The 23,807-nt window shown below is 44.4% G+C and carries 21 protein-coding genes and 1 other annotated feature; of the genes, 2 read left to right on the top strand and 19 right to left on the bottom strand.

The window, feature by feature from the left end; all coding sequences use genetic code 11:
- Positions 1–7: 7 nt before the first annotated feature.
- The 9 genes from mreD to valS form a co-directional block, all read right to left on the bottom strand.
- Positions 8–526, bottom strand: coding sequence for a rod shape-determining protein MreD (gene mreD / locus ACMX2I_RS07430; protein WP_414956594.1), 519 nt, complete (start codon positions 524–526; stop codon positions 8–10).
- Positions 523–1,395 carry a rod shape-determining protein MreC gene (gene mreC, locus ACMX2I_RS07425; protein ID WP_087992315.1) on the bottom strand — a complete coding sequence of 291 codons (873 nt, stop codon included), beginning with the start codon at positions 1,393–1,395 and terminating at the stop codon, positions 523–525. The genes mreD and mreC overlap by 4 nt, the downstream gene beginning before the upstream one ends.
- A gap of 30 nt (positions 1,396–1,425) precedes the next feature.
- Positions 1,426–2,439, bottom strand: a complete 1,014-nt coding sequence (mreB, locus tag ACMX2I_RS07420) for a cell shape-determining protein MreB (protein ID WP_087992316.1) — start codon at positions 2,437–2,439, stop codon at positions 1,426–1,428.
- Positions 2,440–2,530: 91 nt separating this feature from the next.
- Positions 2,531–3,226, bottom strand: a complete 696-nt coding sequence (gene radC, locus ACMX2I_RS07415; RefSeq protein ID WP_414956593.1) for a RadC family protein — start codon at positions 3,224–3,226, stop codon at positions 2,531–2,533.
- A gap of 36 nt (positions 3,227–3,262) precedes the next feature.
- Positions 3,263–3,832 (bottom strand): Maf family nucleotide pyrophosphatase, encoded by a 570-nt coding sequence (locus ACMX2I_RS07410; protein WP_289347808.1) that lies wholly within the window; start codon positions 3,830–3,832, stop codon positions 3,263–3,265.
- Positions 3,833–3,983: 151 nt separating this feature from the next.
- Positions 3,984–4,982 carry an SPOR domain-containing protein gene (locus tag ACMX2I_RS07405; RefSeq protein WP_414956592.1) on the bottom strand — a complete coding sequence of 333 codons (999 nt, stop codon included), beginning with the start codon at positions 4,980–4,982 and terminating at the stop codon, positions 3,984–3,986.
- 133 nt (positions 4,983–5,115) lie between these two features.
- Complete coding sequence (locus tag ACMX2I_RS07400) at positions 5,116–5,862, bottom strand: prepilin peptidase (protein WP_087992320.1); 747 nt, start codon at positions 5,860–5,862, stop codon at positions 5,116–5,118.
- Positions 5,863–5,997: 135 nt separating this feature from the next.
- Positions 5,998–7,290, bottom strand: coding sequence for a bifunctional folylpolyglutamate synthase/dihydrofolate synthase (locus ACMX2I_RS07395; RefSeq protein WP_414956591.1), 1,293 nt, complete (start codon positions 7,288–7,290; stop codon positions 5,998–6,000).
- A 59-nt stretch (positions 7,291–7,349) separates the two neighbouring features.
- Complete coding sequence (gene valS, locus ACMX2I_RS07390; RefSeq protein WP_414956590.1) at positions 7,350–9,992, bottom strand: valine--tRNA ligase; 2,643 nt, start codon at positions 9,990–9,992, stop codon at positions 7,350–7,352.
- 59 nt (positions 9,993–10,051) lie between these two features.
- Positions 10,052–10,274, bottom strand: a binding site (T-box leader).
- Positions 10,275–10,439: 165 nt separating this feature from the next.
- Between valS and ACMX2I_RS07385 the strand changes: the two genes are divergently transcribed.
- Positions 10,440–10,631, top strand: a complete 192-nt coding sequence (locus tag ACMX2I_RS07385) for a hypothetical protein (protein ID WP_087992323.1) — start codon at positions 10,440–10,442, stop codon at positions 10,629–10,631.
- Positions 10,632–10,649: 18 nt separating this feature from the next.
- Here the strand turns inward: ACMX2I_RS07385 and cotN are convergent, their stop codons facing one another.
- The 8 genes from cotN to hemA all read right to left on the bottom strand — a co-directional run bounded on the left by cotN (position 10,650) and on the right by hemA (position 20,002).
- The gene (gene cotN / locus ACMX2I_RS07380; RefSeq protein WP_414956589.1) at positions 10,650–11,675 is read right to left on the bottom strand and encodes a spore coat protein CotN; all 1,026 of its coding nucleotides are present in this window, start codon (positions 11,673–11,675) and stop codon (positions 10,650–10,652) included.
- Positions 11,676–11,707: 32 nt separating this feature from the next.
- On the bottom strand, positions 11,708–13,615 hold the full coding sequence (locus tag ACMX2I_RS07375; RefSeq protein ID WP_414956588.1) for a LysM peptidoglycan-binding domain-containing protein: 1,908 nt from the start codon (positions 13,613–13,615) through the stop codon (positions 11,708–11,710).
- Positions 13,616–13,747: 132 nt separating this feature from the next.
- Complete coding sequence (gene hemL / locus ACMX2I_RS07370) at positions 13,748–15,040, bottom strand: glutamate-1-semialdehyde 2,1-aminomutase (protein ID WP_414956587.1); 1,293 nt, start codon at positions 15,038–15,040, stop codon at positions 13,748–13,750.
- Between the two features lie 29 nt (positions 15,041–15,069).
- On the bottom strand, positions 15,070–16,044 hold the full coding sequence (gene hemB, locus ACMX2I_RS07365) for a porphobilinogen synthase (RefSeq protein WP_148962249.1): 975 nt from the start codon (positions 16,042–16,044) through the stop codon (positions 15,070–15,072).
- On the bottom strand, positions 16,041–16,829 hold the full coding sequence (gene hemD / locus ACMX2I_RS07360; protein ID WP_414956586.1) for a uroporphyrinogen-III synthase: 789 nt from the start codon (positions 16,827–16,829) through the stop codon (positions 16,041–16,043). Before hemD ends, hemB begins: the two co-directional genes overlap by 4 nt.
- Positions 16,819–17,760 carry a hydroxymethylbilane synthase gene (gene hemC / locus ACMX2I_RS07355; protein WP_414956585.1) on the bottom strand — a complete coding sequence of 314 codons (942 nt, stop codon included), beginning with the start codon at positions 17,758–17,760 and terminating at the stop codon, positions 16,819–16,821. The genes hemD and hemC overlap by 11 nt, the downstream gene beginning before the upstream one ends.
- 36 nt (positions 17,761–17,796) lie before the next feature.
- Complete coding sequence (locus ACMX2I_RS07350; RefSeq protein ID WP_087992330.1) at positions 17,797–18,627, bottom strand: cytochrome c biogenesis protein; 831 nt, start codon at positions 18,625–18,627, stop codon at positions 17,797–17,799.
- Positions 18,628–18,634: 7 nt separating this feature from the next.
- Entirely contained in the window at positions 18,635–20,002 is a 1,368-nt protein-coding gene (gene hemA / locus ACMX2I_RS07345; RefSeq protein ID WP_414956584.1) for a glutamyl-tRNA reductase, read from the bottom strand.
- A 227-nt stretch (positions 20,003–20,229) separates the two neighbouring features.
- Here hemA and ACMX2I_RS07340 point away from each other — a divergent pair, with 227 nt between their 5' ends.
- Complete coding sequence (locus tag ACMX2I_RS07340) at positions 20,230–20,724, top strand: hypothetical protein (protein ID WP_414956583.1); 495 nt, start codon at positions 20,230–20,232, stop codon at positions 20,722–20,724.
- 26 nt (positions 20,725–20,750) lie between these two features.
- On the opposite strand, the gene yihA is transcribed toward ACMX2I_RS07340, so the two are convergent.
- Positions 20,751–21,338, bottom strand: coding sequence for a ribosome biogenesis GTP-binding protein YihA/YsxC (gene yihA, locus ACMX2I_RS07335; RefSeq protein ID WP_087992333.1), 588 nt, complete (start codon positions 21,336–21,338; stop codon positions 20,751–20,753).
- Positions 21,335–23,659 (bottom strand): endopeptidase La, encoded by a 2,325-nt coding sequence (gene lon, locus ACMX2I_RS07330; RefSeq protein WP_394715807.1) that lies wholly within the window; start codon positions 23,657–23,659, stop codon positions 21,335–21,337. Before lon ends, yihA begins: the two co-directional genes overlap by 4 nt.
- Positions 23,660–23,807: the final 148 nt, after the last annotated feature.

Raw genomic sequence — 23,807 nt, 5'->3', positions numbered from 1 at the left:
ATCCTTTTTACTCATCTCTCAATTCTTTCTTTAGACTCATAAAAAATAATCTAAATGGCAGAACCAGAATAAGAGCGGCTGCAATATTTAATAAAACTGTCGGTATAAACCGGTCAAGCACAAATCCGTTAAACGTCATGATGTCTTTATGAATCAAAGACTGGATGCCGAACACGAAAAACTCGAGCACGCAGACAGCGAGAACAGCTATTAATATTACCACAAATGCGTTTGTATGCAGTACTTTAAACGCTTTTGAAGCCAAATAGCATAACCCGGCAAACCCAAACATATAAACGCCTAATAGACTTGTATAGTTCATGTCATATAGAAGGCCAAAAATAAATCCGTAAATCATCGCGTGTTTTTGATTGATGAAAGCCGACATGAATATCAATACTAGCATCAGAAAACGCGGGACAAGCACCTGATCATCTGTAACGAACGGAAAATGCACCATATCTGTAAAAATGCTTTCCGCAGAAAAAACAAGCATCATAACGAAAGGGAGAAGGAAACGTTTCACGATCCTTCCTCCTCTGTATCGACTGTCGGCACATCACGGTTAACAACGATCACATTATTTAAATCTGTAAGATCAGCCGCAGGTTTTACATAAGCAACTTTCGTTAATCCATAGGAATCTGACTCAATATCCGTCACTTCACCGATTGTCAGCCCCTCTGGGAAAACTCCGCCTGTTCCAGATGTTTCAATAAGATCGCCTTTTTTCACGTCTTGTTTATCCTTGCGCTCAATAATTGACATCTTAAGCCGTTTCTTGTCTCTGTCATAGCCTTCGATCAATCCGTAGCCTTTGCCGCCTTTTTTTCCGGAAATTTTCGTCGCGACTCTGTTATTGCGGTCAGTATCGCTTAAAAGCTGAACAGCAGACGTAAAATTGTTAAGTCCGGAGCTTTTGATCTTGCCGATTAATGCGCCTTTTTCGTTTGTAACAGCCATATCTTTCGCTACGTTTTGCTGAGTCCCCTTATTAATGGTGACCTGTTTCGCCCAATTGTCTGGGCTTCTGGCAATGACCGTCGCTAAAATCGGCTTGTAATCTTTAATCGAATTGACATGGCCAAGCTCGTCACGCAAGGATTTGTTTTCTTCTTCAAGTTCTTGAAGTTTGGCTTCATATTGTGTCTGTCCGTCAAGCTTCTCTCTCAGACGCTCGTTTTCTTTGTATGTGTTTTTTAAATCATTAATGTTCTCAAATATCCCTGCAAAAAATTCGGCAGGCGTATGAAAAATATTTTGAAATACTCCCGTCGTATCGCCGATCACTTTCTCAGGCCAGGTGGTATTGCGGCCGCCCTTCAGCGAAAATCCAATCATAGCCACCAATATGATAATACACAGAAGTAATAGCATTAACCGTTTATTCGGCATCGTGTTACACCTCTTCTATTGAACTCCCGATTATCTAGTTTTCCCTTTGAAAAGATGGATGTGCTCCAGTGCTTTTCCTGTTCCGATCGCTACACAATCAAGCGGGTCTTCGGCGATAAGGACCGGCATTTTTGTTTCTTCGCTGATGACTTTGTCCAAGTTGCGAAGAAGCGCTCCGCCGCCGGTTAACACAATGCCTCTGTCCATAATATCAGCTGCAAGCTCAGGCGGTGTTTTTTCAAGTGTGCTCTTCACCGCTTCCACAATTGTAGATACAGTGTCGCGCAGAGCACCAGAAATTTCTTTTCCTGTAATTTCGATTGTTTTCGGCAGACCTGTCAATAAATCGCGGCCGCGGATTTCCATTTTATCGGATTCTTCAGGAGCTTCTGCAGATCCGATCTCCATTTTAATCGCTTCAGCCGTACGGTCACCGATCATCAGGTTGTACGTTTTTCTGATGTAGTTGATAATCGCATCATCCATCTCATCACCGGCTACGCGGATTGACTGTGACGTTACAATGCCGCCAAGGGAAATAATCGCAACCTCTGTCGTACCGCCTCCGATATCAACTACCATGCTTCCAGTCGGTTCCCAAACCGGCAGATTGGCTCCGATTGCTGCGGCAAACGGCTCTTCAATCGGATACGCGTCACGCGCTCCGGCCTGTCTTGTCGCATCGATGACAGCGCGTTCTTCAACAGCTGTAATGCCTGATGGGACACAAACCATGACATATGGTTTTCTGGCAAACATGCCTTTATTTTTAATGGCTTGATTGATGTAATATTTCATCATTGTAGCCGTTGTTTCATAATCAGCGATAACGCCGTCTTTCATCGGGCGAAGGGCCACCACGTTGCCCGGTGTCCGTCCGATCATATTTTTTGCATCATTTCCGACAGCAACAATCGACTTCGTATCCGTTTGCAAAGCGACTACTGACGGCTCTCTCACGACAATTCCTTTTCCTTTTACAAAAACAAGCGTATTCGCAGTTCCAAGATCTATACCAAGGTCTCTTGCACCAATTCCAAACATATGTATGTATCTTCCTTTCTTAAAGCAAAAATACCCTAAAGGGAAAAACTCATAAACTCTATTATAGCTTAATTCGACGAAAAAAAAAGTGTTACAAATATCCTTTTTCCTTTAAACTCACAAATTTTTTATCCCCGATCACCAAATGGTCAAGCAGCTCGATGCCAATCAGGTTTCCGCATTCAAACAGGCGTCTTGTCACTTCAATATCTTCCCTGCTCGGCGTCGGATCTCCAGAAGGATGATTATGAACACAGATAAAGGAAGCGGCAGATCGTTTAAACGCTTCTTTAAACACCTCCCGCGGGTGGACAATAGATGAATTCAGGCTTCCGATAAATACGGTGCGTTTATGGATGACTTGGTTTTTTGTATTTAAGTATAAACAGACAAAATGCTCCTGGGTTAAAAAGCGCAAATCCTCCATGACAAGATTTGCGCCGTCTTCCGGGGAGCGAATGACGAAATGTTCTTCGTTGGCTAATTTATGAATACGGCTTCCAAGCTCAACTGCCGCCAGTATTTGAACCGCTTTTACCATACCGATTCCCGGGATGCTCGACAGCTCTTCAACTGATGCTTCTTTCAGCAGACGCAGTCCGTCAAAAGTGAGCAGGAGCCGGTTTGACAGGTCCATAACAGATTCGTGTTTCGTGCCTGTCCGTAATAATATAGCCAAAAGTTCATGATTGGCTAAGTTCTCGGCTCCGACTTTCAGAAGCCGTTCTCTTGGCTTATCTTTCGTTGGGAAATCTCTAAGTTTTAATGGCAGATCGTGTATGATCAAGCACTCCTTTTCTTTCCCTTCCCGTTTATAGAACCGTCATGCCTTTATATCAAAATGGCGAAGAGCTCTCATCGTTTTTGATATAGGCAGTCCCATGACTGAATAATAATCTCCGTCTATTTTCTTTACAAAAAGCGCGCCTCTTCCTTGGATGCCGTATGCACCTGCTTTATCCATCGGCTCTTTCGTTTCAATATAAGTCCAAACCTCTTCTTCACTGAGGGGCCAAAACGCAACTTCTGTCTTATCATAAAACGTCTCGCTGTGATTTTCAGCTTGTATACTGACCGCGGTGATTACTGAATGACTTCGGCCTGAAAGCCTCCGCAGCATAGAAGCAGCTTCTTCTTGATCTTGCGGTTTGCCGAGACATTCGCCGTCTAGGCATACCATTGTATCAGCGCCGATAACGATTGCATGCGGGTGGAGATCAGATACAGCCTTAGCTTTTTGTTTTGCCAACCATTGGACGTTTTCTTCTGGTGAAAAGTTTCGATTTAATTTTTCCTCTACTTCACTGACAATAATGGAGTAGGGCAGCTGGAGAAGATCGAGGAGTTCTTTCCTGCGTGGAGATTGTGAAGCAAGTATTAGCGGCTTTGTCATGTTCGTCATCCTTTCAGGGTTTGCTTAAGAAAAAAAGATACTCGTTTATCCTATCAAATCATGAGGCTTGTCACAATTTCAGAAAAATAACTTTTTCATGACAAAATAAAAAAAGCCTGTCGCTAAAGGACGAAGGCTCAGGTACTTTCTCTTATTTAATGACGGCTAATAGCTGCTGCTGAGCCTTCCACCCGGCTTCAGCACTTGGGTCCTCTAATTCCTTTAATGCCTGCAAAATCGCTTTTTTCTCTCCTTCTCCTGATGCTTCTGTTTTACCAAGCGACTTTTCTATTTTTTCTACACTCGCTTTTGTAATGTCTTCGCCGAGAATCGCCTTTGCTGCAAGCTCAGCTGTTTCCTTGAAAGAATCTGTCATATCTGACTCTATTGATAAGGAAAGCTCCTTGCCTCCCCAGGCTTCAAAATCACTGTCGATTAAAAGCTGCCCTAATTGCTGTGACACGTCCTTATCACTGGCTAAACCTGCGATGACATACGTATACCCGTCATCCTTTGACAGTGACACTGCGGAATAACCTTTTTCGGTCAGTTGTTCTGTTAACGTTTCGGCACCCTTTTCATTTGAGAATTTTCCGGCTTGTACAGCGTATGTTTCATATGTACCTTCAGCTGGTGCCGTCTGTTTTTCTGCGCCTGAGCTTTGTTTATCAGCAGAAGCATCTCCGGCTTTTGCCGTTTGGCTGCCTAGTGAATCATCTAAAGAGGCCGGGGCTGCCGCTTCTTTATTGCCCGAGATGTTCAACGCGAATAAGCCTAATCCGGTGCCTATAACAGCTGCAAAGGCAATCGTCGCCGCCACTCTTTTTACGGGTTTGGCCGTCCCCGCTTTTCCTTTTGCATACAGCTTTGTTTTCTTCTTTTGATAGGGCGGAACGACTTTTGGATCCTCTTTAAACACCTTGTCCTCTTCGGAGTTCCAGTTAAATTCATCTTCATCAGGATGTTCATGGGATGCCGCGACCTCTTGTTCTGCCTTTCTCTTTTCCTCCCAATTTGAAAACGTCATGTTTTTTTCCATCTCAGTTTCAGGCGTTTCTTGTTCGTAAACCGTCTCTTCTTTTCCATTAATCGTCACCTTGAGGGCTTTTTCTGCGGCTTTATTGTTTTTTTTATTCTTCCTTTTTTTCAATTCCGCTTCCTCCCTTCGTTTGCTTGACCGTTCTTGTCGGCTTTTCATGCTACACACTTTAGCACAGGCGAAAAAAAAAAGAACAAGACTTTTGTCGTCTTGTCCAAAAAACGTTCGTCAAATTTTTCAGCGGTCAGCCCAATGCCACCTTCATATAAAAAGAAATAATAGAGTCGCCGTATAAATAGGCTAAAATGCTCCCTGCCGCAATTGCGGGGGCAAAGGGAAGCGGCTGCCCTTTGGCGAGTCTTCCAGTCAGGACGGCGGCTGCTCCGTACAATGCACCTATCAAAATAGAAAAGAAAAAGGCAGCTGCTAGCACTTTCACACCAAGCACGAAGCCAATCACCGCAAATAATTTAATATCTCCTCCCCCTATTCCCCCATGGGTGAGTAAGGCAATTAAGCCCAGGAAAAGAAATCCGGCTGCCGCACCTAACAGGCCGGCATACCAGGAATCAAGCGGAGAAATCAATCTGGCTGCCGCTAAAAAGGGGAGAAAGAAAATCAATATTCGATTTGGAATCAGCATAAAATGAATATCTGTCACTGCAACAATGATAAGAAGAGAGGTAAACACAGCAGCGGGAAACAGCTCCGGAGACGGGCCAAAGCGTATTCCTGCAGCGGCAAATAAACACGCTGTCACAAGCTCTGCCGCGGGGTACATAAAAGAAATCCTATGCCCGCAGCTTTTACATTTGCCTTTTTGGAAAAGGAATGACAGGATGGGAATTAATTCTGCGGGAGTTAATGTCCGCCGGCAAAATGAGCATGCCGAACGAGGCTTGACAATAGATATACGCAAGGGGATACGGCACCCGGCCGTATAATAAAACGAACCAAGGATCAGCCCGAGGATAAATAGAATGGGAAGCATAGACAACACACCTTTACAAGATACTGGCATGGATTGTAGCAGAATGAGCGCCTAAACTCTAATCAGGAATTTTCGATTTTATGCGTAAAAAACCCCGGCAAAATCTCATTTTCGATACTGCCGGGGCTAGACCTATTATTTTAACCTTTTGCGAATGTCAGAAATAAAATAGAGCGATCCGGTAATCAGCACAATTTCATTTGAGCCCTTTTTGCTTTCTATGAATTCGATCACATTGTCCGGATCTTCATCCCAGCTTTTATTGCTGATTTCACTAACCTCATACAGATCTTTTGCAAGAGAAGCACGTGGGAAATCAAAAGAAGTAAAATGAATCGCATGCGCTATGGTTTCCAATTTCTTAATCATATCGTGATACGGTTTGTCCTTTAACGCGCTAAACACCACAGAAATGCGGGAATCGGGGAAACGCTGTTTCATCGTTTCCGCCAGCTTTTCAACGCCTTCTTTGTTATGTGCACCGTCTAAATATACAGGCGGATGTTCTCGAACAAGCTCTAACCGTCCCGGCCAAACAGCCTTTACCAGCCCGCTTCTTAACGCTCCATCACTGATATAAACAATCTTCTCCCTATTGAGGCACTCAACAGCCAAAATGGACAAAGCCGCATTTTGTCTTTGATGGGTGCCGATCAGAGATGTCCGAATATCGTCATAGCACTTCTCGCCCGTTTTAAATGAAAACTGTTCTCCGGCAGGCAGAGCCAGTTCATTGAAAATAACACATGTATCATGTAATGACTGAAACGGCGCAGCATGTCGTTCAGCTTCATGACGAATGACCTGTAAGGCTTCCGGCTGGGTAACAGCTGTAACGATTGGAATACCTTCTTTAATAATTCCGGCCTTTTCTCCTGCAATTTCTTCAATGGTGTTTCCCAAAATGTTCATATGATCGTGCCCGATGCTTGTAATCACTGTTAAAAGCGGCTCAACCACATTCGTAGAATCGAATCTACCGCCTAGACCTGTTTCAAAAATAACAAAGTCGACCTTATGAAACTCAGCAAAATATAAAAACGCACACGCCGTCATAATTTCAAATTCGGTCGGCTGTCCGTATTTCGTTTGATCAAGCGCTTCAACGTGCGGTTTCATCTGATTGACAAGTGCTGTCCATTCCTCATCTGAAATCGGTGTCCCGTTAACGCTGATCCGTTCATTAAACGTAATGATATAAGGTGACGTAAACGTTCCAACCGTATATCCGGCTTCTTGCAGTATAGAACGGATAAAAGCGACAGTTGATCCTTTACCGTTTGTTCCTGCGATGTGGAACGCGCGGATTTTCTTTTCAGGATGCCCTAACCGCGCCATCAGCTGCTCCATTCGGCCGAGTCCGGGCTTCACACCGAATTTCAGCCGCCCGTGAATCCAGCTGCGCGCTTCTTCATATGCACTAAACAATGATAATCCCCTCTTTTATAAGACAAGGCGGTTTCTCTAGAAACCGCCCCGGCTTTTCATTAGCCCTTCAGCTCGGCCATTCGTTTTTGAACAGCGTCACGCTTTGCCACATAATCTTTTTCTTTTTCACGCTCTTCATCAATTACGTGCGCAGGCGCTTTTTTCATAAATCCTTCATTTCCAAGTTTCTTTTGGACGCGCTCGACTTCTTTTGTCAGCTTATCGAATTCTTTTTGCAGACGAGCAATTTCTTCATCAATATTAATTAAGCCTTCAAGCGGAAGAATAACCTCTGCTCCTGAAACAACAGCCGTCATCGCCTTATCAACGGCCTCGATATCCGTGCCGATTTTAAGTACACTCGGATTCGTAAAGCGTTCAACGTATGAACGGTTCGCTTCGAGACGGGCTGCTATTTCGTCTGTGCTTGTTTTAATATACAGTTCAACCTGCTTGCTCATTGGCGTATTGACTTCACTGCGGATATTGCGCACAGAACGAATCAGCTCAACAAGAAGCTTCATGTCAGCTGCCGCTTCAGTATAGGTATGCTCCGGTACTGCAACAGGCCATTGGCTTACTGTAATGGATTCGCCTTGGTGAGGAAGGTGCTGCCAAATTTCCTCCGTTAAGAACGGCATAAACGGATGGAGCAGGCGCATCGTTTGATCCAGTACGTAAGCAAGGATGGAACGGGTTGTTTTCTTAGCCGCTTCGTCTTCTCCGTAAAGAGGAAGCTTCGCCATTTCAATATACCAATCACAGAAATCGTCCCAAATAAAGTTGTATAAATGGCGGCCGACTTCACCGAATTCATATCGATCAGCAAGCTGCGTCACGTGCTCGATCGTTTCATTTAATCGCGTTAAAATCCACTTGTCAGCAACTGATTTTTCGCCTGACAGATCAAGCTCATCGTATGTCATGCCATCCATGTTCATTAATGCAAAACGGGAGGCATTCCAAATTTTATTGGCAAAATTCCAAGTCGATTCCACTTTTTCATAGCTGAAGCGCAGATCCTGGCCAGGAGAGCTTCCAGTCGCAAGGAAATAACGCAGAGAATCGGCTCCGTACTTGTCAATGACATCCATCGGATCGACACCGTTGCCAAGAGATTTACTCATTTTCCGGCCTTGCTCGTCACGGATTAAGCCGTGGATTAAAACATCTTTGAACGGGCGCTCGCCTGTAAATTCAATGCCTTGGAAAATCATGCGTGACACCCAGAAGAAAATGATATCGTACCCTGTCACGAGTACGTCTGTCGGGTAGTAGCGTTTAAAGTCTTCAGCTGTTACATCAGGCCAGCCCATCGTGGAGAAAGGCCAGAGTGCAGAACTGAACCATGTATCCAGTACGTCTGTATCCTGTTCCCAATTTTCGCTGTCCTCAGGCGCTTCAAGCCCGACATATAACTCGCCCGTTTCTTTATGATACCAAGCCGGAATGCGGTGGCCCCACCACAGCTGACGGGAAATACACCAGTCGCGGATATTTTCCATCCAGTGTAAATACGTTTTTTCGAAACGGTCAGGCACAAAGTTGACTTTTTCTTCTTTCTTTTGCAGCTCAATCGCTTCATCAGCAAGCGGCTGCATGCGCACAAACCATTGTGTAGAAAGATATGGCTCAACAACAACCCCGCTTCGTTCACTATGGCCGACAGAGTGCATATGATCCTCGATTTTGAAGAGAACTCCTGCCTCCTGTAAATCTTTTACGAGCTTTTTGCGGCATTCAAAACGATCCATACCTTGATATTGCAAGGCATTTTCATTCATCGTTCCGTCTTCATTCATGACAAGAATGCGTTCTAAATTGTGGCGGTTGCCAAGCTCGAAATCGTTCGGATCATGAGCAGGCGTAATTTTCACAGCACCTGAACCAAATTCCATATCAACGTAGTCATCACCGACAATCGGGATTTCACGATTTGCAATTGGCAGGATCACCGTTTTTCCGATCAGGTGCTTATAGCGCTCATCTTCAGGGTGAACGGCAACGGCTGTATCACCGAGCATCGTTTCAGGACGTGTCGTCGCAATTTCAATTGAGCCTGAACCGTCAGCGAGCGGATAGCTCATATGATAGAACGCGCCCTGAACATCCTTGTAAATGACCTCAATGTCGGATAGGGCTGTTTTTGTCGCAGGGTCCCAGTTAATAATATATTCGCCTCTGTAGATCAAGCCTTTTTTATAAAGCTTAATGAAAACTTCACGAACCGCTTTGCTCAGGCCTTCATCCAGCGTGAAACGTTCACGGGAATAATCAAGGCCAAGGCCTAATTTCGCCCACTGGCTGCGAATAAAGTCAGCATACTCTTCCTTCCACTTCCACGTTTCTTCGAGGAATTTCTCGCGGCCCAAATCGTAGCGGGATGTGCCTTCTTCACGAAGTTTCGCTTCCACTTTAGCCTGTGTCGCGATGCCGGCATGGTCCATACCCGGAAGCCACAGCACATCATAGCCCTGCATGCGTTTCATTCTTGTTACAATGTCTTGCAGCGTTGTGTCCCACGCGTGGCCAAGGTGAAGTCTTCCTGTTACGTTCGGCGGCGGAATGACAACAGAATATGGCTCTTTTGTCTGGTCACTGCCCGCTTCAAAAAATTTGCCTTTCAGCCAAAAATCATATCGGTCTTTTTCAATCGCTGCCGGATCGTATTTCGTCGGCATTGTTTGTTCATTCGTTTCCATGATAACCCTCCAGCATGTTTAAAAATGACTGAGAACGAAAAAAGAGCTCTTCATCCCTGTAAAAGGACGAAAAGCTCTTTCGCGGTACCACCTTTTTTCATGAACTCTATCAGTTCATGCACTTACAACGGATAACGGGTGTTTCCCGAATTTCTCTACTCTTCTTTCAAGAAATTATGCTCCCGGGCGACCTTCCAATCAGACAACATAAGAAGCCTTTCAGCAAACGGCTTCTCTCTCTGCATGCGCCTTTTTTGTACTCTTCCCGTTCTAAGCAGGTGTATTTATCAGCTCATTATATACATTATTTATGTTCTTTATTATAGTAAAAGTGTTTTTGATTCGTCAATCATCTTTTCCAAAAACGCCGCTTTCTATACAGATAGGCAGGCACCTATTGCCCAAGTTTACATATGATGCTTGTAAATGCGTAGAGGAGGATGCACCGTGAAGAAACGTTTTAGCTCTTATTCGCTGCCGCCGTGGGTCAAGCAAATTCGGCTTGTATCCGCGCAAGTGATTATCCCCATTACAATTTTTCAAGGAATCAGAACCATTTTCTTTCCGACAACCTTTGATGTTTTGCTGCTCGCAATCCTAATCTTTTTAGCTTGCGCCCTTCATTTAGAATGGATATAAACAAACAAGTCCGCGCCATTAAGACGTGGACTCGTTTTCAGCCTGGAATTTTTTCTCTTGTTCAATCTGATGAATTTTCATCACAAAAGGCTCTATATTTTTCATTTGCCAGTAAGCCTTTAATAATTGCGTACATTCATTTTTTTCAAGTTGTCTTTTCCCTGTTTGATAACGGTTGAGCACCTTGTACATGGCTGCCGGGTATGCCATATAGCTAAGAAAAAGGCTGACTTCCGCTTCACGCAAAGGGAATGATTTCGTATATGCATAAAACCATTCGGCGCATTCCGGACAAGCTTTTGGAAAGCCCCTGAACATTTTTGTATAAAAACCGAGCAAATCGTTTTGCGGCGGGCCGACAGACGCTCTTTCAAAGTTTGTCAAATACCCTGTCCCGGCATCATTATATAGAAAATGGTGAATAGACAGACTGCCGTGGTTCATGACAACCCTTGAGACACCATTTTCTTTAGCCGACTCATACCAGTCCTCTATCCGCTCCAGTGCAAAGTTCACCGCGGAAATGGTTTCTGAAAAATAGGTTGCGGTCTGCAGTTCAAAAGGGGAAAGGTACCATTCCTTCTCAGCTCTGTCTACAAACTGTTCATAGAAAATTTTATCATGTTCCCACTTTTTTTTCGTTTGTCCGTAATAACGTTCAATATCATCACGTCTGACCTTCATTTCCTGCGCGGTTCTCTCGTGAAGACGGGCTGTTTCTCTAAATAAATAATCATGTTTCTGATCCCGTTCTTCCTCCTGGTCAAATTGAAGCCAAGGCATTAAATAATAGGAATCTCCTGATTGTAAGCCGGCTGAGAAAAACTCTCCGCTATTTGTTCTGTAAACGGGTACAAATGAACGAAAACCTTTTTCCTCTATCGCCACCATGTGATCTGTAAACTGTTTGCCGCGAACCGATTTCAATTTTTTCAGGGCAAATACGCCGTAGTCTGTATACACTTTCCACACAAGAGGACTGACAGGCTCAATAAATTGAGCAGTCAGTCCGTACTCCTGAAGAACCGATTGGGTATCTTCCATTCCATTCACCACATTTTCCGATCGCTTACAGCTTACGCATGGCTGTTGTTATATTGCGGAATATAGAGGATCTGTCCTGCTTTCAATTCATCGTCCAAGGCTAATGAATTCATTCTGATCAGCTGCTGGGAAGTAATTTCATACCGTTCGCATAAACGTTCGATCGTATCTTCCTGCTGAACAATGCATATTTTCATTCTCGAAAACTCATCCTCTTCTCTCGTAAAGAGTTTTGTTAAATAAAGAGAATTATCACTTTCCTTTGTTTGAGGTTCCTTTGTTTTAGCAGAAGGAGCAACTTTAGGAACATCATCTGCTTCCTTCCTTTCTGTCTCAGAGGTCTCAGGCAGCTGGAAGGAATGAAAAGGTGTTTCTTTCTCAGGCTCTTCAGCCGGAGGTGTTTTTCTCACTTCAATTTCAAAGCTTTCTTCCTCTTGTTCTTCCTTTTCCAGCAGTTTTGGCGCTGAATAAAAAGAATCTTCCTCTTCTTGTTCGGGCAGGAAGGTACGGTATACTGGTGTAAGCTCTTCTTGAGGTGTCTCCTCCGAGCTGTCTTTTTGATTGAAATGAAGGTGTGAAACGGATTCGTCATTCTCCACATATGCAGCTGACGCTGGTTCCTTCGTTCTGCTTTCTTCTATGGACAGAACGGTCTCAGACACAGTCTCCGGAGCTTTTTCCGTTTCTTGACGAAGTACAGGTTCAGTGTACTCCGCTTGGTCTGCTTCTTCCGGTTCTTGACGAAGTACAGGTTCAGTGTACTCCGCTTGATCTGCTTTTTCCGGTTCTTGACGAAGTGCAGACTCGTCGTGCTCCGCTTGGTCTGCTTCTTCTGTTTCTTGACGGAATGCGGACTCAGCGTGCTCCGGTTGGTCTGCTTCTTCCGGTTCTTGACGGAGTGCGGGCTCAGCGTGCTCCGGTTGGTCTGCTATTTCATTTTGAGCCTCTTGACGCAACGCATATTCAAGAATAGGAGCCACTGGTGTTTCTGCTTTTTCCTCAGCAATCACAGTCTCTTTATGTTGCTCAGCTTGCAAAGCCGGTGATTCTTCCGCTCCAGAATGTTCACGAAGCTGAGCCTCCGCTGGAGAGACCGCTTCTTTACGAACATCTGCTATTGCAGCTGCTGGCTCTGGCGTTTCTTTTTTGGCATTAACACTCTCTTGAACCTCTTTTCCCGATGCATCAGATTCTGGCTCAGCTTCTTCTGTTTCCAATTCCGCACGAGTCGCTGCTTCCGGCACCACAAGCTCTGGATCGTCTTCCCCTTTCACATCTTCTCGCGCCTCTGGTTCTAAAGCAACTGATTCCGGCGGTGCAGATTCTGCTTTTTCTGTTTCCAGCTCTTCACGGAGTCCCGCTTTCGAGACAAAAAGTTCTGGCGGTTCATCCTTTACAACGGCTTCCCCTGCCGGAGGTGCATCCGTTTCTAATACACTTTGAATCGGCGGTTCAGAAAGCTCTTCCTCCCTGAATGCCGCAGGAGCTTCATATAGAGGAATCTCCGGCTCTTTATCTGCCGTATCATCCAAAAGCCCTTCGATCGCTAAATCAGCCTGAATCGTTAAAATGCGCGAATCCGTTAATTGATAGTCAAATGCGTCAATAAAGACGAAGACATCCTGTAAATGGCTCACTTTATTTTTAGGAATGGTAATATCCACAGGAAAACAGTGAGTCAGTTCCGCGCTCCCATCCTCTCTCTTTCTGACTTCTTCAACAAACCGCTTATCGGTATAAAACTCTTCGGTATGTTTGTTTTGATCTATGTTGTACTCACCTGTAAGTTCAAGCGATCCTCTGATTGATACATAATCATTGACTTCCTGAACCCTAATATCAGGATCTAATGAAATAGAAAGCAGTTCAGAAACTTCCTGTCCTTTTTGGAAATAGATCGATTCTTCTACAGAAAATTGCAATCGATGATTTTGCGGCAAGTTCATATCCTCCTTTCATCTAATCCTTAAAATTAGATGTCACTAAAGGTGTATGTATGAACTGGGGGAAATATGAGTGGGCGAGCACAGAAAAAAACCGGTACAAGGATGTCCTTGATACCGGTTTTCACTTTATCCGCGGCTGATCTCAGAGAATACTTTCTCAGCTGCCTCGATTGTTTTTTCAATATCTTCATCAGTATGGGCCGTTGAGAGGAAAAGGCCTTCAAATTGTGAAGGCGGAAGAAATACACCTGCATTTGCCATCCCTTTATAATAGTTAGCAAACAGCTTCAAATCAGATGATTTGGCTGTTTCATAATTGATAACAGGTTCGTTTGTAAAGAAGAAACCGATCATTGAACCTGCGCGGTTAAAGGTATGCGGAATGCCATGAGCCTCGGCGGCTTTAGAAATACCTTCTTCCAGCCTGTCGCCTTTTTTGATGAAATTCTTGTAGGATTCAGGTGTCAGCTGCTTCAATGTTTCTAAGCCAGCCGTCATCGCAAGCGGGTTGCCTGACAATGTGCCGGCCTGATAAATCGGACCGCTCGGAGCGATCTGTTCCATGATTTCAGCCTTGCCGCCATAAGCGCCGACAGGAAGCCCGCCCCCGATCACTTTTCCTAAACAAGTCAGATCAGGCGTTACCCCAAAATAACCTTGAGCACAGTTATAATCAACCCGGAAGCCTGTCATCACTTCATCAAAAATCAGCAGGGAACCGTATTCCTCAGTGATATTACGCAGACCCTGCAAGAAACCTTCTTGCGGCGGAACAACTCCCATATTTCCGGCAACCGGCTCAACAATAACACCTGCAATGTCTTCACCGAATTGCTGGAAAGCAAGCTTTACACTTTCTAAATCATTGTACGGGACAGTAACGGTGTTTTTCGCAATGCCTTCAGGCACACCTGGGCTGTCAGGCAGACCGAGAGTGGCCACTCCTGAACCCGCTTTAATCAAAAGGGAATCGCCGTGGCCGTGGTAGCAGCCCTCAAATTTCACAATCTTGTTGCGGCCCGTATAGCCTCTTGCCAAACGGAGAGCGCTCATTGTGGCCTCCGTTCCGGAGCTGACCATTCGCACAATTTCTACAGATGGCACACGATCAATGACGAGCTTTGCCAGTTCATTTTCAACTTCAGTCGGAGCACCGAAGCTTGTCCCGTATTCAGCCACTTTTTTGAGGCTCTCTACGACGCGGTCATTTGTATGGCCTAAAATTAAAGGCCCCCATGACAAGACGTAATCAATATATTCATTTCCGTCAATATCGAAGATTTTTGAGCCTTTTCCGCGCTCCATAAAAATCGGGTCCATGTCTACCGATTTAAATGCGCGAACAGGACTGTTCACACCGCCCGGCATGAGTTTTTGCGCTTCTTTAAAAGCCGCTTTAGATTTTTCATAGCTTCTCATCTGCCTCAACTCCTGTCAACTGAATAAAATTACTCCGCAAGCCATTTCGCTGCGTCTTTCGCATGATACGTAATAATCAGATCGGCGCCTGCACGCTTCATGCTTGTTAAAATTTCTAACACAATTTCTTTTTCTTTGATCCAGCCGTTCTGCGCTGCAGCCTTCACCATTGAATACTCTCCGCTTACATTATAAGCGACGAGCGGCAAAGTAAATTCATTTTTCACATCACGCATGATATCCATATATGAAAGCGAAGGTTTGACAATCAAAAAGTCCGCGCCTTCCTCGACATCTGATTGGGCTTCGCGAAGGGCTTCCATACGGTTGGCAGGATCCATCTGATATGTTTTGCGGTCCCCAAATTGCGGCGTGCTGTTTGCTGCGTCACGGAACGGGCCGTAAAACTCACTTGAATATTTCACGGCGTAAGACATAATCGGAATATTGACAAACCCTTCTTTATCAAGCGCTTCTCTGATAACCGTAACAAATCCGTCCATCATGTTTGACGGCGCAATGATATCCGCACCTGCTTTCGCTTGACTGACAGCTGTCTGCGCCAAAAGTTCCAGCGATTCATCATTGAGGATGACTCCGTCTTTGACAAGTCCGCAATGGCCGTGATCTGTATATTCACATAAGCATGTATCAGCGACAACAACCATCTCAGGGAAGTGTTTTTTAATTTCTGTGATGGCTTCTTGGACGATGCCGTGATCATGGTACGCTTGTGTACCGCAATCATCTTTTTCTTCCGGGATGCCGAACACGATAACAGATTGGATGCCCAGTTTGACCAGCTCTGCCACTTCATCCTTCAATACATCCAATGATACATGGTAAACATCAGGCATTGACGGAACAGCTTTTTCACCTTCGAGCCCTTCAACGACAAAAATCGGATAAATAAAATCGGATGGATGCAAGCGTGTTTCCTTTACCATCTCTCTCATTGCTTTTGAAGACCGCAGGCGACGGTGTCTGTTAAATGATTGACTCATATTCTCTCTTCCTCTCTTGACATGCTGCACATTAACTCAAGCATGCCATCTATTGTAAATGTATCAGGCGTATGCGATGTGATGCCGTACGTCATCAGGGCGTCCCTTGTTAAAGGTCCGATGCTGATACAGGCCGTCCTGTTCATCTGCCACTTTTTCAATTCTTCTTTTAAGACATGCATAAACGTATGTACGGTTGATGAACTCGTAAAAGTCACATAATCAAATGAGTATTGACTCGCAGCCTCTTTCAGTGCCTTGATGCCTTCTTCATCCGGAATCGTTTCGTAGACAACCCATTCCTTCACTTCAAAACCAAGCGGGATAAGCTCTTTTTTCACCACATCACGTGACAAATTACCTTTAATTACAGTAATCCGTTCCTCGGGTTCAGCGTGCTGCTTAAGGGTCTCTGCCAATTGTTCAGCGATATAATCCTTAGGCATCACATCAACCGATACGTTATGCGTTTCCAACCGGCGGGCCGTTTTTTCACCGACTGCCGCAATGTTTTTATGCGCAGGAAGAATAAGCTGATTTTCCTTTAGGTAAGAAAAAAAGAAGTCCACTCCGTTCACGCTTGTAAAAACAAGCCAGCCAGGCGCGGCAAGATCCTCTTGCACCTGTTTCGCAACATCGTTTGGCAAAGCGCGGCGAAACGTAATTAAAGAGGTCAAAACCGCTTTTCCGCCAAGCGCCTCCACTTTTTGCTGAAACGATTTTGCCTGCGCCTTATTCCGGGTGACTAGCACTGTTTTTCCCTTCAGCGGAAAATCATTTTTCATCCTCATCAAGCTCCCGTTTTACACGATCAATTAATTCTTTGGCTCCTTTGGCAGCCATAAGAGCGGCACAGCGTTTTCCGACTTCTTCCGGATCGTTTCCTGTAACGGTTTCTTTATAAATGATTTTGCCGTCCGGAGAAGCGACAAGACCTGTCAATTCAATTTCATCCTGCTCGTTTAAGACGGAGTAGCCTGCGATCGGAACCTGGCAGCCGCCCTCCAACGCGTTTAAATAAGCACGTTCCGCCAACACAGTCCGTTTTGTATATTCATCTGTAAACTGTGAAAACAATGCCAATAGTTCGTCATCCGTTTCTCGGCACTCAATCGCCAGTGCCCCCTGGCCCACTGCAGGCAAACAGCGTCCAGGCTCGAGGAATTCGGTTACAACGTCTTGCTTCCAGCCCATTCTGGAAAGTCCGGCAGCGGCTAATATAATCGCATCATAATCCTCAGTTTCCAGCTTTTGAAGTCTCGTATCTATATTACCTCTAATCCATTTAATTGTAATGTCAGGACGCTCAATCAAAAGCTGCGCGCTTCTTCTTAAACTGCTCGTGCCGATGACAGCGCCTTCCTTCATTTCTGAAAGCTTTACGCGATTCTTTGAAATAAGGGCATCACGAGGGTCTTCTCGTTCAGGAATACAGCCGATCACAAGGCCTTCAGGCAAAACAGCAGGCATGTCCTTCATGCTGTGTACCGCCATATCAATCTCTTCGTTTAAAAGCGCTTGTTCAATCTCTTTGACAAACAGCCCTTTTCCGCCCACTTTTGATAGTGTAACATCGACGATTCGGTCGCCCTTTGTCACAATTTCTTTAATTTCAAAAGCAAATGAAGGATTGATTTCCTCCAGTTTTTGAATGACCCATTTGGTTTGAGTCATAGCGAGTTTGCTCCGTCTGGAACCTACTTTAATCGTTCTCATATTTTTCTTTCCTCCCGAATCTGCTTGGGACATCATTTAACTGAACCAATGGAATTGCGACAGGCTTCCAAGCAGGAAATAATTGATCATCAGCACAAGAAAACAAGCCGTATTCCACAGTGCAGCGACCTTTCCTTGCAGCTCTTTAATCAGCCTGATATAAAGATAATAGCTGTACAGCAGCAGGACGACAAACGAACCAAGCACTTTGGCGTCGAACCAATACAGCGTTTCTAGTGAGACATACGCCCAAATGACGCCGAGAATCAAACTCAGCAACAGCATCGGGACCCCGATGACATTCAGAACATACGCCATATAATCAAGCTTAGACAAATCTTCTATTCTCAACAGCCATTTCCCCCATTTTTTCTTTTTCAGCAGACGATATTGAAACAGATATAATACTGAAAAAACGAACGAAAGGGAAAAAGCGCCGTATGAAAGAATCGCCATTGTAATATGAATCACCAACAGCTCGGATACAAGCTGCCCGGAAAAAGCGGCTGACTGCTGCTCTGTCGGTGAAAATGTGTGAATGGCGATCATAGAAAATCCTATAACATTTGTGAAAAACACAATAAAGTCAACTCGTAAAAGCTTTGTCAGTACAAGTGACAGCGTGACAAGAACCCAGGCATAAAAATAAAGCGCCTCCGTCACATTTAATACCGGAAACCGCCCCGTCACCCACATAAAGTAGGCCAAATACACAGTTTGCAGAGTCCAGACAATAGAAAGCAACCAGAAGGCCATTTTTCCAGCCTTCCGGTTGTGTTGAAGAAAATCTATAAAATAAAAGAGTACACTTAATGCGTAAATGACGATTGTCCCCTCATTAAGTCTTGCCATTGCAGTATCAATCATTCAGCTTTCACTCACTTACAAGTGGGGCAAAGCCCGCTTTTGATTCAGCCTTTTTAAAAGAATGGACCTTTTGGCTGCTTTCAACAGTATTCATCATTTGACGGCCCGCAGCTTCCTCAATGTCAAAAATCTGCATAAACAAGGCCAGCTTTTCTTCAGAATCAGCATCTGCCGCAAGCTCTTTCACCTTTAATATCGGATCTCGAAGCATTTGGTTAATGATACTTTTGGTATGTTTGTTCAACAGTTTTTTCTCTCTCGTACTCAAGTGAGGCAGCTTCCGCTCGATGCTGTCCATCGTTTCTGACTGGATGGCAAGCGCCTTTTCGCGCAATGCGGAAATAACCGGAACGACACCAAGTGTATTCAGCCATTGTTTAAACTCCACAATGGTTTCTTCAATTAACAGTTCAACTTTTTCAGCGGTTTCTCTGCGCTCTTTCATGTTCGCCTCTACAATGCCTTCCAGATCGTCGATATCATAAAGGAAAACACCTTCTAGATCATTCAGCGCCGGATCAAGATCTCTAGGAACGGCAATGTCCACCATAAACAGCGGACGCCCCTTACGAAACTTATTCGCATTTTCCATCATCTCTTTGGACACGACAAAATCACTTGCACCGGTTGAACTGATTAAAATATCGGCCTCTGCCAGCGCGCTTTCAAGCTGATTTAAGCTTCTCGCCTCACCAGAGAAACGGTCTGCAAGCTCCTTTGCTTTCAAGTACGTTCGGTTAATGACAGTGACCTTGCCAATTCCCTGTCCGTGCAAGTTTTCCGCAGCAAGCTCGCCCATTTTTCCTGCACCAAGAATCAATATGTGCCTGCTTGAAAGGTTTCCGAAGATTTTTTTCGCAAGCTCAACGGCCGCATAGCTAACAGACACTGCATTAGAGCCAATGTCTGTTTCGGCGTGAGTCCGTTTACCCACTGTAACCGCCTGCTTAAACAACTCATTAAAAATCGTGCCGATCGTTTTTTCTTGCTGAGCTGTTTTAAAGCTGTCGCGCACCTGGCCGAGAATTTGCGTTTCACCGATAACCATAGAATCCAATCCGCAGACTACACGGAACAAATGCTCAACAGCCGCATCGCTTTCGTAAAATCTTAAAAACGGTGAAAGGTCTTCTTTGCTTAATTGAAACCAGTCAGCTAAAAACTTCTTTATATAATAACGGCCGGTATGGAGCTGGTCGACGACCGCATAAATTTCAGTGCGGTTGCAGGTTGAGACAATGATGTTTTCAAGAATGCTTTTCTCCGCTTTCAGCTGCATCATCGCTTCTGCCAGCTCTTCCTGCTGAAAGCTTACTTTTTCACGTATCTCAATAGGGGCGGATTTATAATCTACTCCCACAACAAGTATATGCATAGCTTAATTACACCCCCAACACCCAATCTTTATTTATAATCATTCTAACATAGAATTCATTATTTATAATAATTATAACATAGTTTCTTTCGCAAAATGTGAACAGATTTTAAAATTCTTATGCTATATTAGAAAAAGCTTCACGTGCAATAAGCATTCCTATTGACAATACCAAAAACAGCAGAAATTTACTACACATCAGCTCTAAAAATAAGAAGGTGATATGCATGAAACAAAAATCAATTTTATTCCCTTGTCTGCTGCTTGCCGCTTCTGTATATGCATGGCTTGAAAGCGGCCAAGCCGAACTGTTTTCAGGGCAGGATCAATGGCCTGTTCTCCTCATGCTGTTAGGCGCAGCCTTTATATATCAAGGAAAAAAAGAAGCCGTCACACCCCATTTTTTTATAGGTTTGCTTCTTTTGGGGATCGGTTTGCACTTTTTCGCCAAGCCGAAATGGGTATGGTGGCCGGATGATTTTGAAATGCTTCTATTTATGATCGGCTTCTCGCTCTTCGTTTCAGCCCAGAAAAAAGAATATGTATATGAAGCTGTATCAATGATTTGTTTTTCCCTGTTTTTGTACTTTTTCAAACACATTATGGCGTGGCTTGAGTCTGCACATATTCCGACAGCGCTTTTGAAAGAGTATTGGCCGTTTGTCTTTATTGGAATCAGTGTATTGTTATTATTGATAAAACGAAAAAAATCTATGCGATAAAACAAAAAACCGGCAGAGAAAACTCTCTACCGGTTTATCATTTTTTTGATCGCTCCCCAAGCCTCGTCTTTCCCCTTTTTCGTTTCTGAGGAGTAGAGAATCAGCTCATCTTCAGGATCAATATTTAATGTCTGGCGGACAACTTTTGCGTGTTTGTCCCATTTTCCTTTCGGGATCTTATCCGCCTTTGTAGCGATAATAATGACAGGGATGCCGTAATACTTTAAGAATTCATACATCTGCACATCATCATTAGACGGCGCATGCCGCAAATCAACGATCTGCACCACTGCTTTCAATTCCTCGCGTGACGTAATATAAGTTTCAATCATTCTGCCCCAAGCTTCACGCTCAGACTTTGACACTTTGGCAAAACCGTAACCCGGTACATCCACAAAATGCAAAACATCATTGATAATATAAAAATTCAGCGTTTGTGTTTTTCCCGGTTTTGATGATGTTCTCGCAAGATTTTTGCGATTGATTAACGAATTGATAAATGACGATTTTCCCACGTTCGATCTTCCGGCCAGTGCAATTTCCGGAAGTCCCCCCCCAGGGTACTGTTCCGGCTTAACCGCACTGATCACGATTTCTGACTTTGTGACTTTCATTTCTTCTCTCCTACTAAGGCATGTTCCAAAACTTCGTCTAAGTGGGACGCCAATATAAATGTCAGGCCCTCTCTGACGCTTTCCGGAATATCCTCTATATCTTTTTCATTCTCTTTAGGCGCAATAATGGTCGTTAATCCCGCTCTATGCGCGCCTAGCGCTTTTTCCTTTAATCCGCCGATCGGCAGCACGCGTCCGCGAAGCGTGATTTCCCCAGTCATGCCGACTTCACGTGAAACTGCCCGTCCAGTTAAAGCAGAAACAAGAGCTGTCGCCATCGTAATCCCGGCTGACGGACCATCTTTAGGCACCGCACCCTCAGGTACATGTATATGAATATCATACTTCTCATGAAAGTCAGGTTCAATGCCAAGTTCTTCTGTTTTTGAACGCACATAGCTGAATGCAGCCTGAGCTGACTCTCTCATGACATCTCCGAGCTTTCCTGTCAGGATCAATTTCCCTTTCCCCGGAGAAAGCGATACTTCAATCGACAGCGTATCTCCGCCGACGGTTGTATAAGCAAGCCCTGTAACTACACCTATTTGATCTTCTGTTTCAGCTTGTCCATATCTGAAAATGCGCTTTCCGATAAAGTCCTGAAGGTTCTTCTCAGTAACCGTAATCCGTTTTCGCTCTTCAGCAACAATGGTTCTTGCGGCCTTACGGCAAATCGCGGCAAGCTGGCGTTCAAGGCTTCTCACACCCGCTTCTCTCGTATAGTAGCGGATGATATCGAGAATCGCCTGATCACGCAGCTGCAGGTTGCTTTTCTTAAGCCCGTGTTCCTTGATCTGCTTCGGAAGCAGGTGGTCTTTCACGATTTCGAGTTTTTCTACTTCTGTGTAACCTGCAATATTAATAATTTCCATTCTGTCTCTGAGCGGACCCGGAATCGTCGCCAAATTGTTTGCCGTTGCGATAAACAGCACTTTTGATAAATCAAAGGTTTCTTCAATATAGTGATCACTGAAGGTACTGTTTTGCTCTGGATCAAGCACTTCAAGCATAGCAGATGACGGGTCGCCTCTAAAATCAGATGACATTTTGTCAATTTCGTCTAATAAGAAGACCGGATTCAGCTTGCCGGCTTTTTTCATTCCTTGAATGATGCGCCCAGGCATTGCTCCGACATAAGTTCGTCTGTGTCCGCGGATCTCTGATTCGTCACGCACTCCGCCGAGTGAAACTCTGACAAATTTCCGCTCCAAGCTTTTTGCAATTGATTTCGCTAAAGACGTTTTCCCGACACCTGGAGGTCCCGCCAAGCAGAGAATCGGGCCTTTTAGGGATTTTGTCAGCTTCTGGACAGCCAAATATTCTAAGATACGCTCTTTCACTTTTTCTAGTCCGTGATGCTCTTCGTCCAAGAGGCGTCCTGCCTCTTTCAAATCAAGCTTATCATCTGTCTCATCCGTCCACGGGAGAGCGATCAGCCAGTCGATATAATTGCGGATCACAGAGCTTTCCGCGGAACTTGACGGAATTTTTTCGTATCTGTTCAATTCCTTTAGCGCGGTTTCCTTCACATGGTCAGGCATGCCCGCTTCTTCGATTTTTTCCGTCAGCGTTTGTACTTCACCTGTTTTGCCTTCTTTATCGCCAAGCTCTTTTTGGATTGCTTTCATTTGCTCACGCAAGTAGTATTCCTTTTGCGTACGCTCCATCGAACGTTTAACGCGCTGGCCGATTTTTTTCTCGATCTCCAGCACTTCTTTTTCATTATTAATAAAATCAATAACTTTGTTCAGTCTGTCTTTGACGTCAGACGTTTCTAAAATATCCTGCTTATCCTTTAGTTTAAGGGGCAGGTGAGAAGCAACGATGTCTGCCATTCTCCCTGGCTCTTCGATATCTGTAACCGCGGCGTATGTTTCGGCAGAGATTTTTTTAGAAATTTTTATGTACTGATCAAAGTGGTCTAACAAAGTCCGCATCAATGCTTCGTCTTCTGTATCTTTTGATTCATCTTCATGAATCAGCTGAATGTCGACCGACGTGTAATCCTCATACTCATTGTATTTGACGATTTGAGCGCGTTTGAGGCCCTCAACCAACACACGAATCGTACCGTTCGGAAGTTTCAGCATTTGCTTAATTTTTGTATAGGTGCCGACAGTGAAAATCTCGTCTTCACCCGGTTCGTCTATCGAAATATCCTGCTGAGTGGCTAAAAATATCATATGATCATGCATCATTGCCTGTTCAAGGGCTTGAACCGACTTGTCACGTCCTACATCTAAGTGTAAAACCATCGTCGGGTACACTAATAAACCTCTTAAAGGGAGGAGCGGGATGCTGCGTTTTATTTCTTCTGCCATATGACTGACACCTCCGTGACTTTAGTATGAACCATTATAATACAACTTTTTCATCCTTGTACAATAAACGGCATGTTCTATTTTCTATAATACAGTCTCCTCGTAGTATACCCTTTCTTTCCGATATGAAAAAGGAAAAGATGTCCTT

Source organism: Bacillus sp. SW14 (assembly GCF_047608225.1).
GTDB classification, from domain to species: Bacteria; Bacillota; Bacilli; order Bacillales; family Bacillaceae; genus Bacillus; species Bacillus subtilis_G.
Note: the sequence above shows the minus strand (reverse complement) of the source record. Positions and strands in the feature narration are given on the sequence as shown.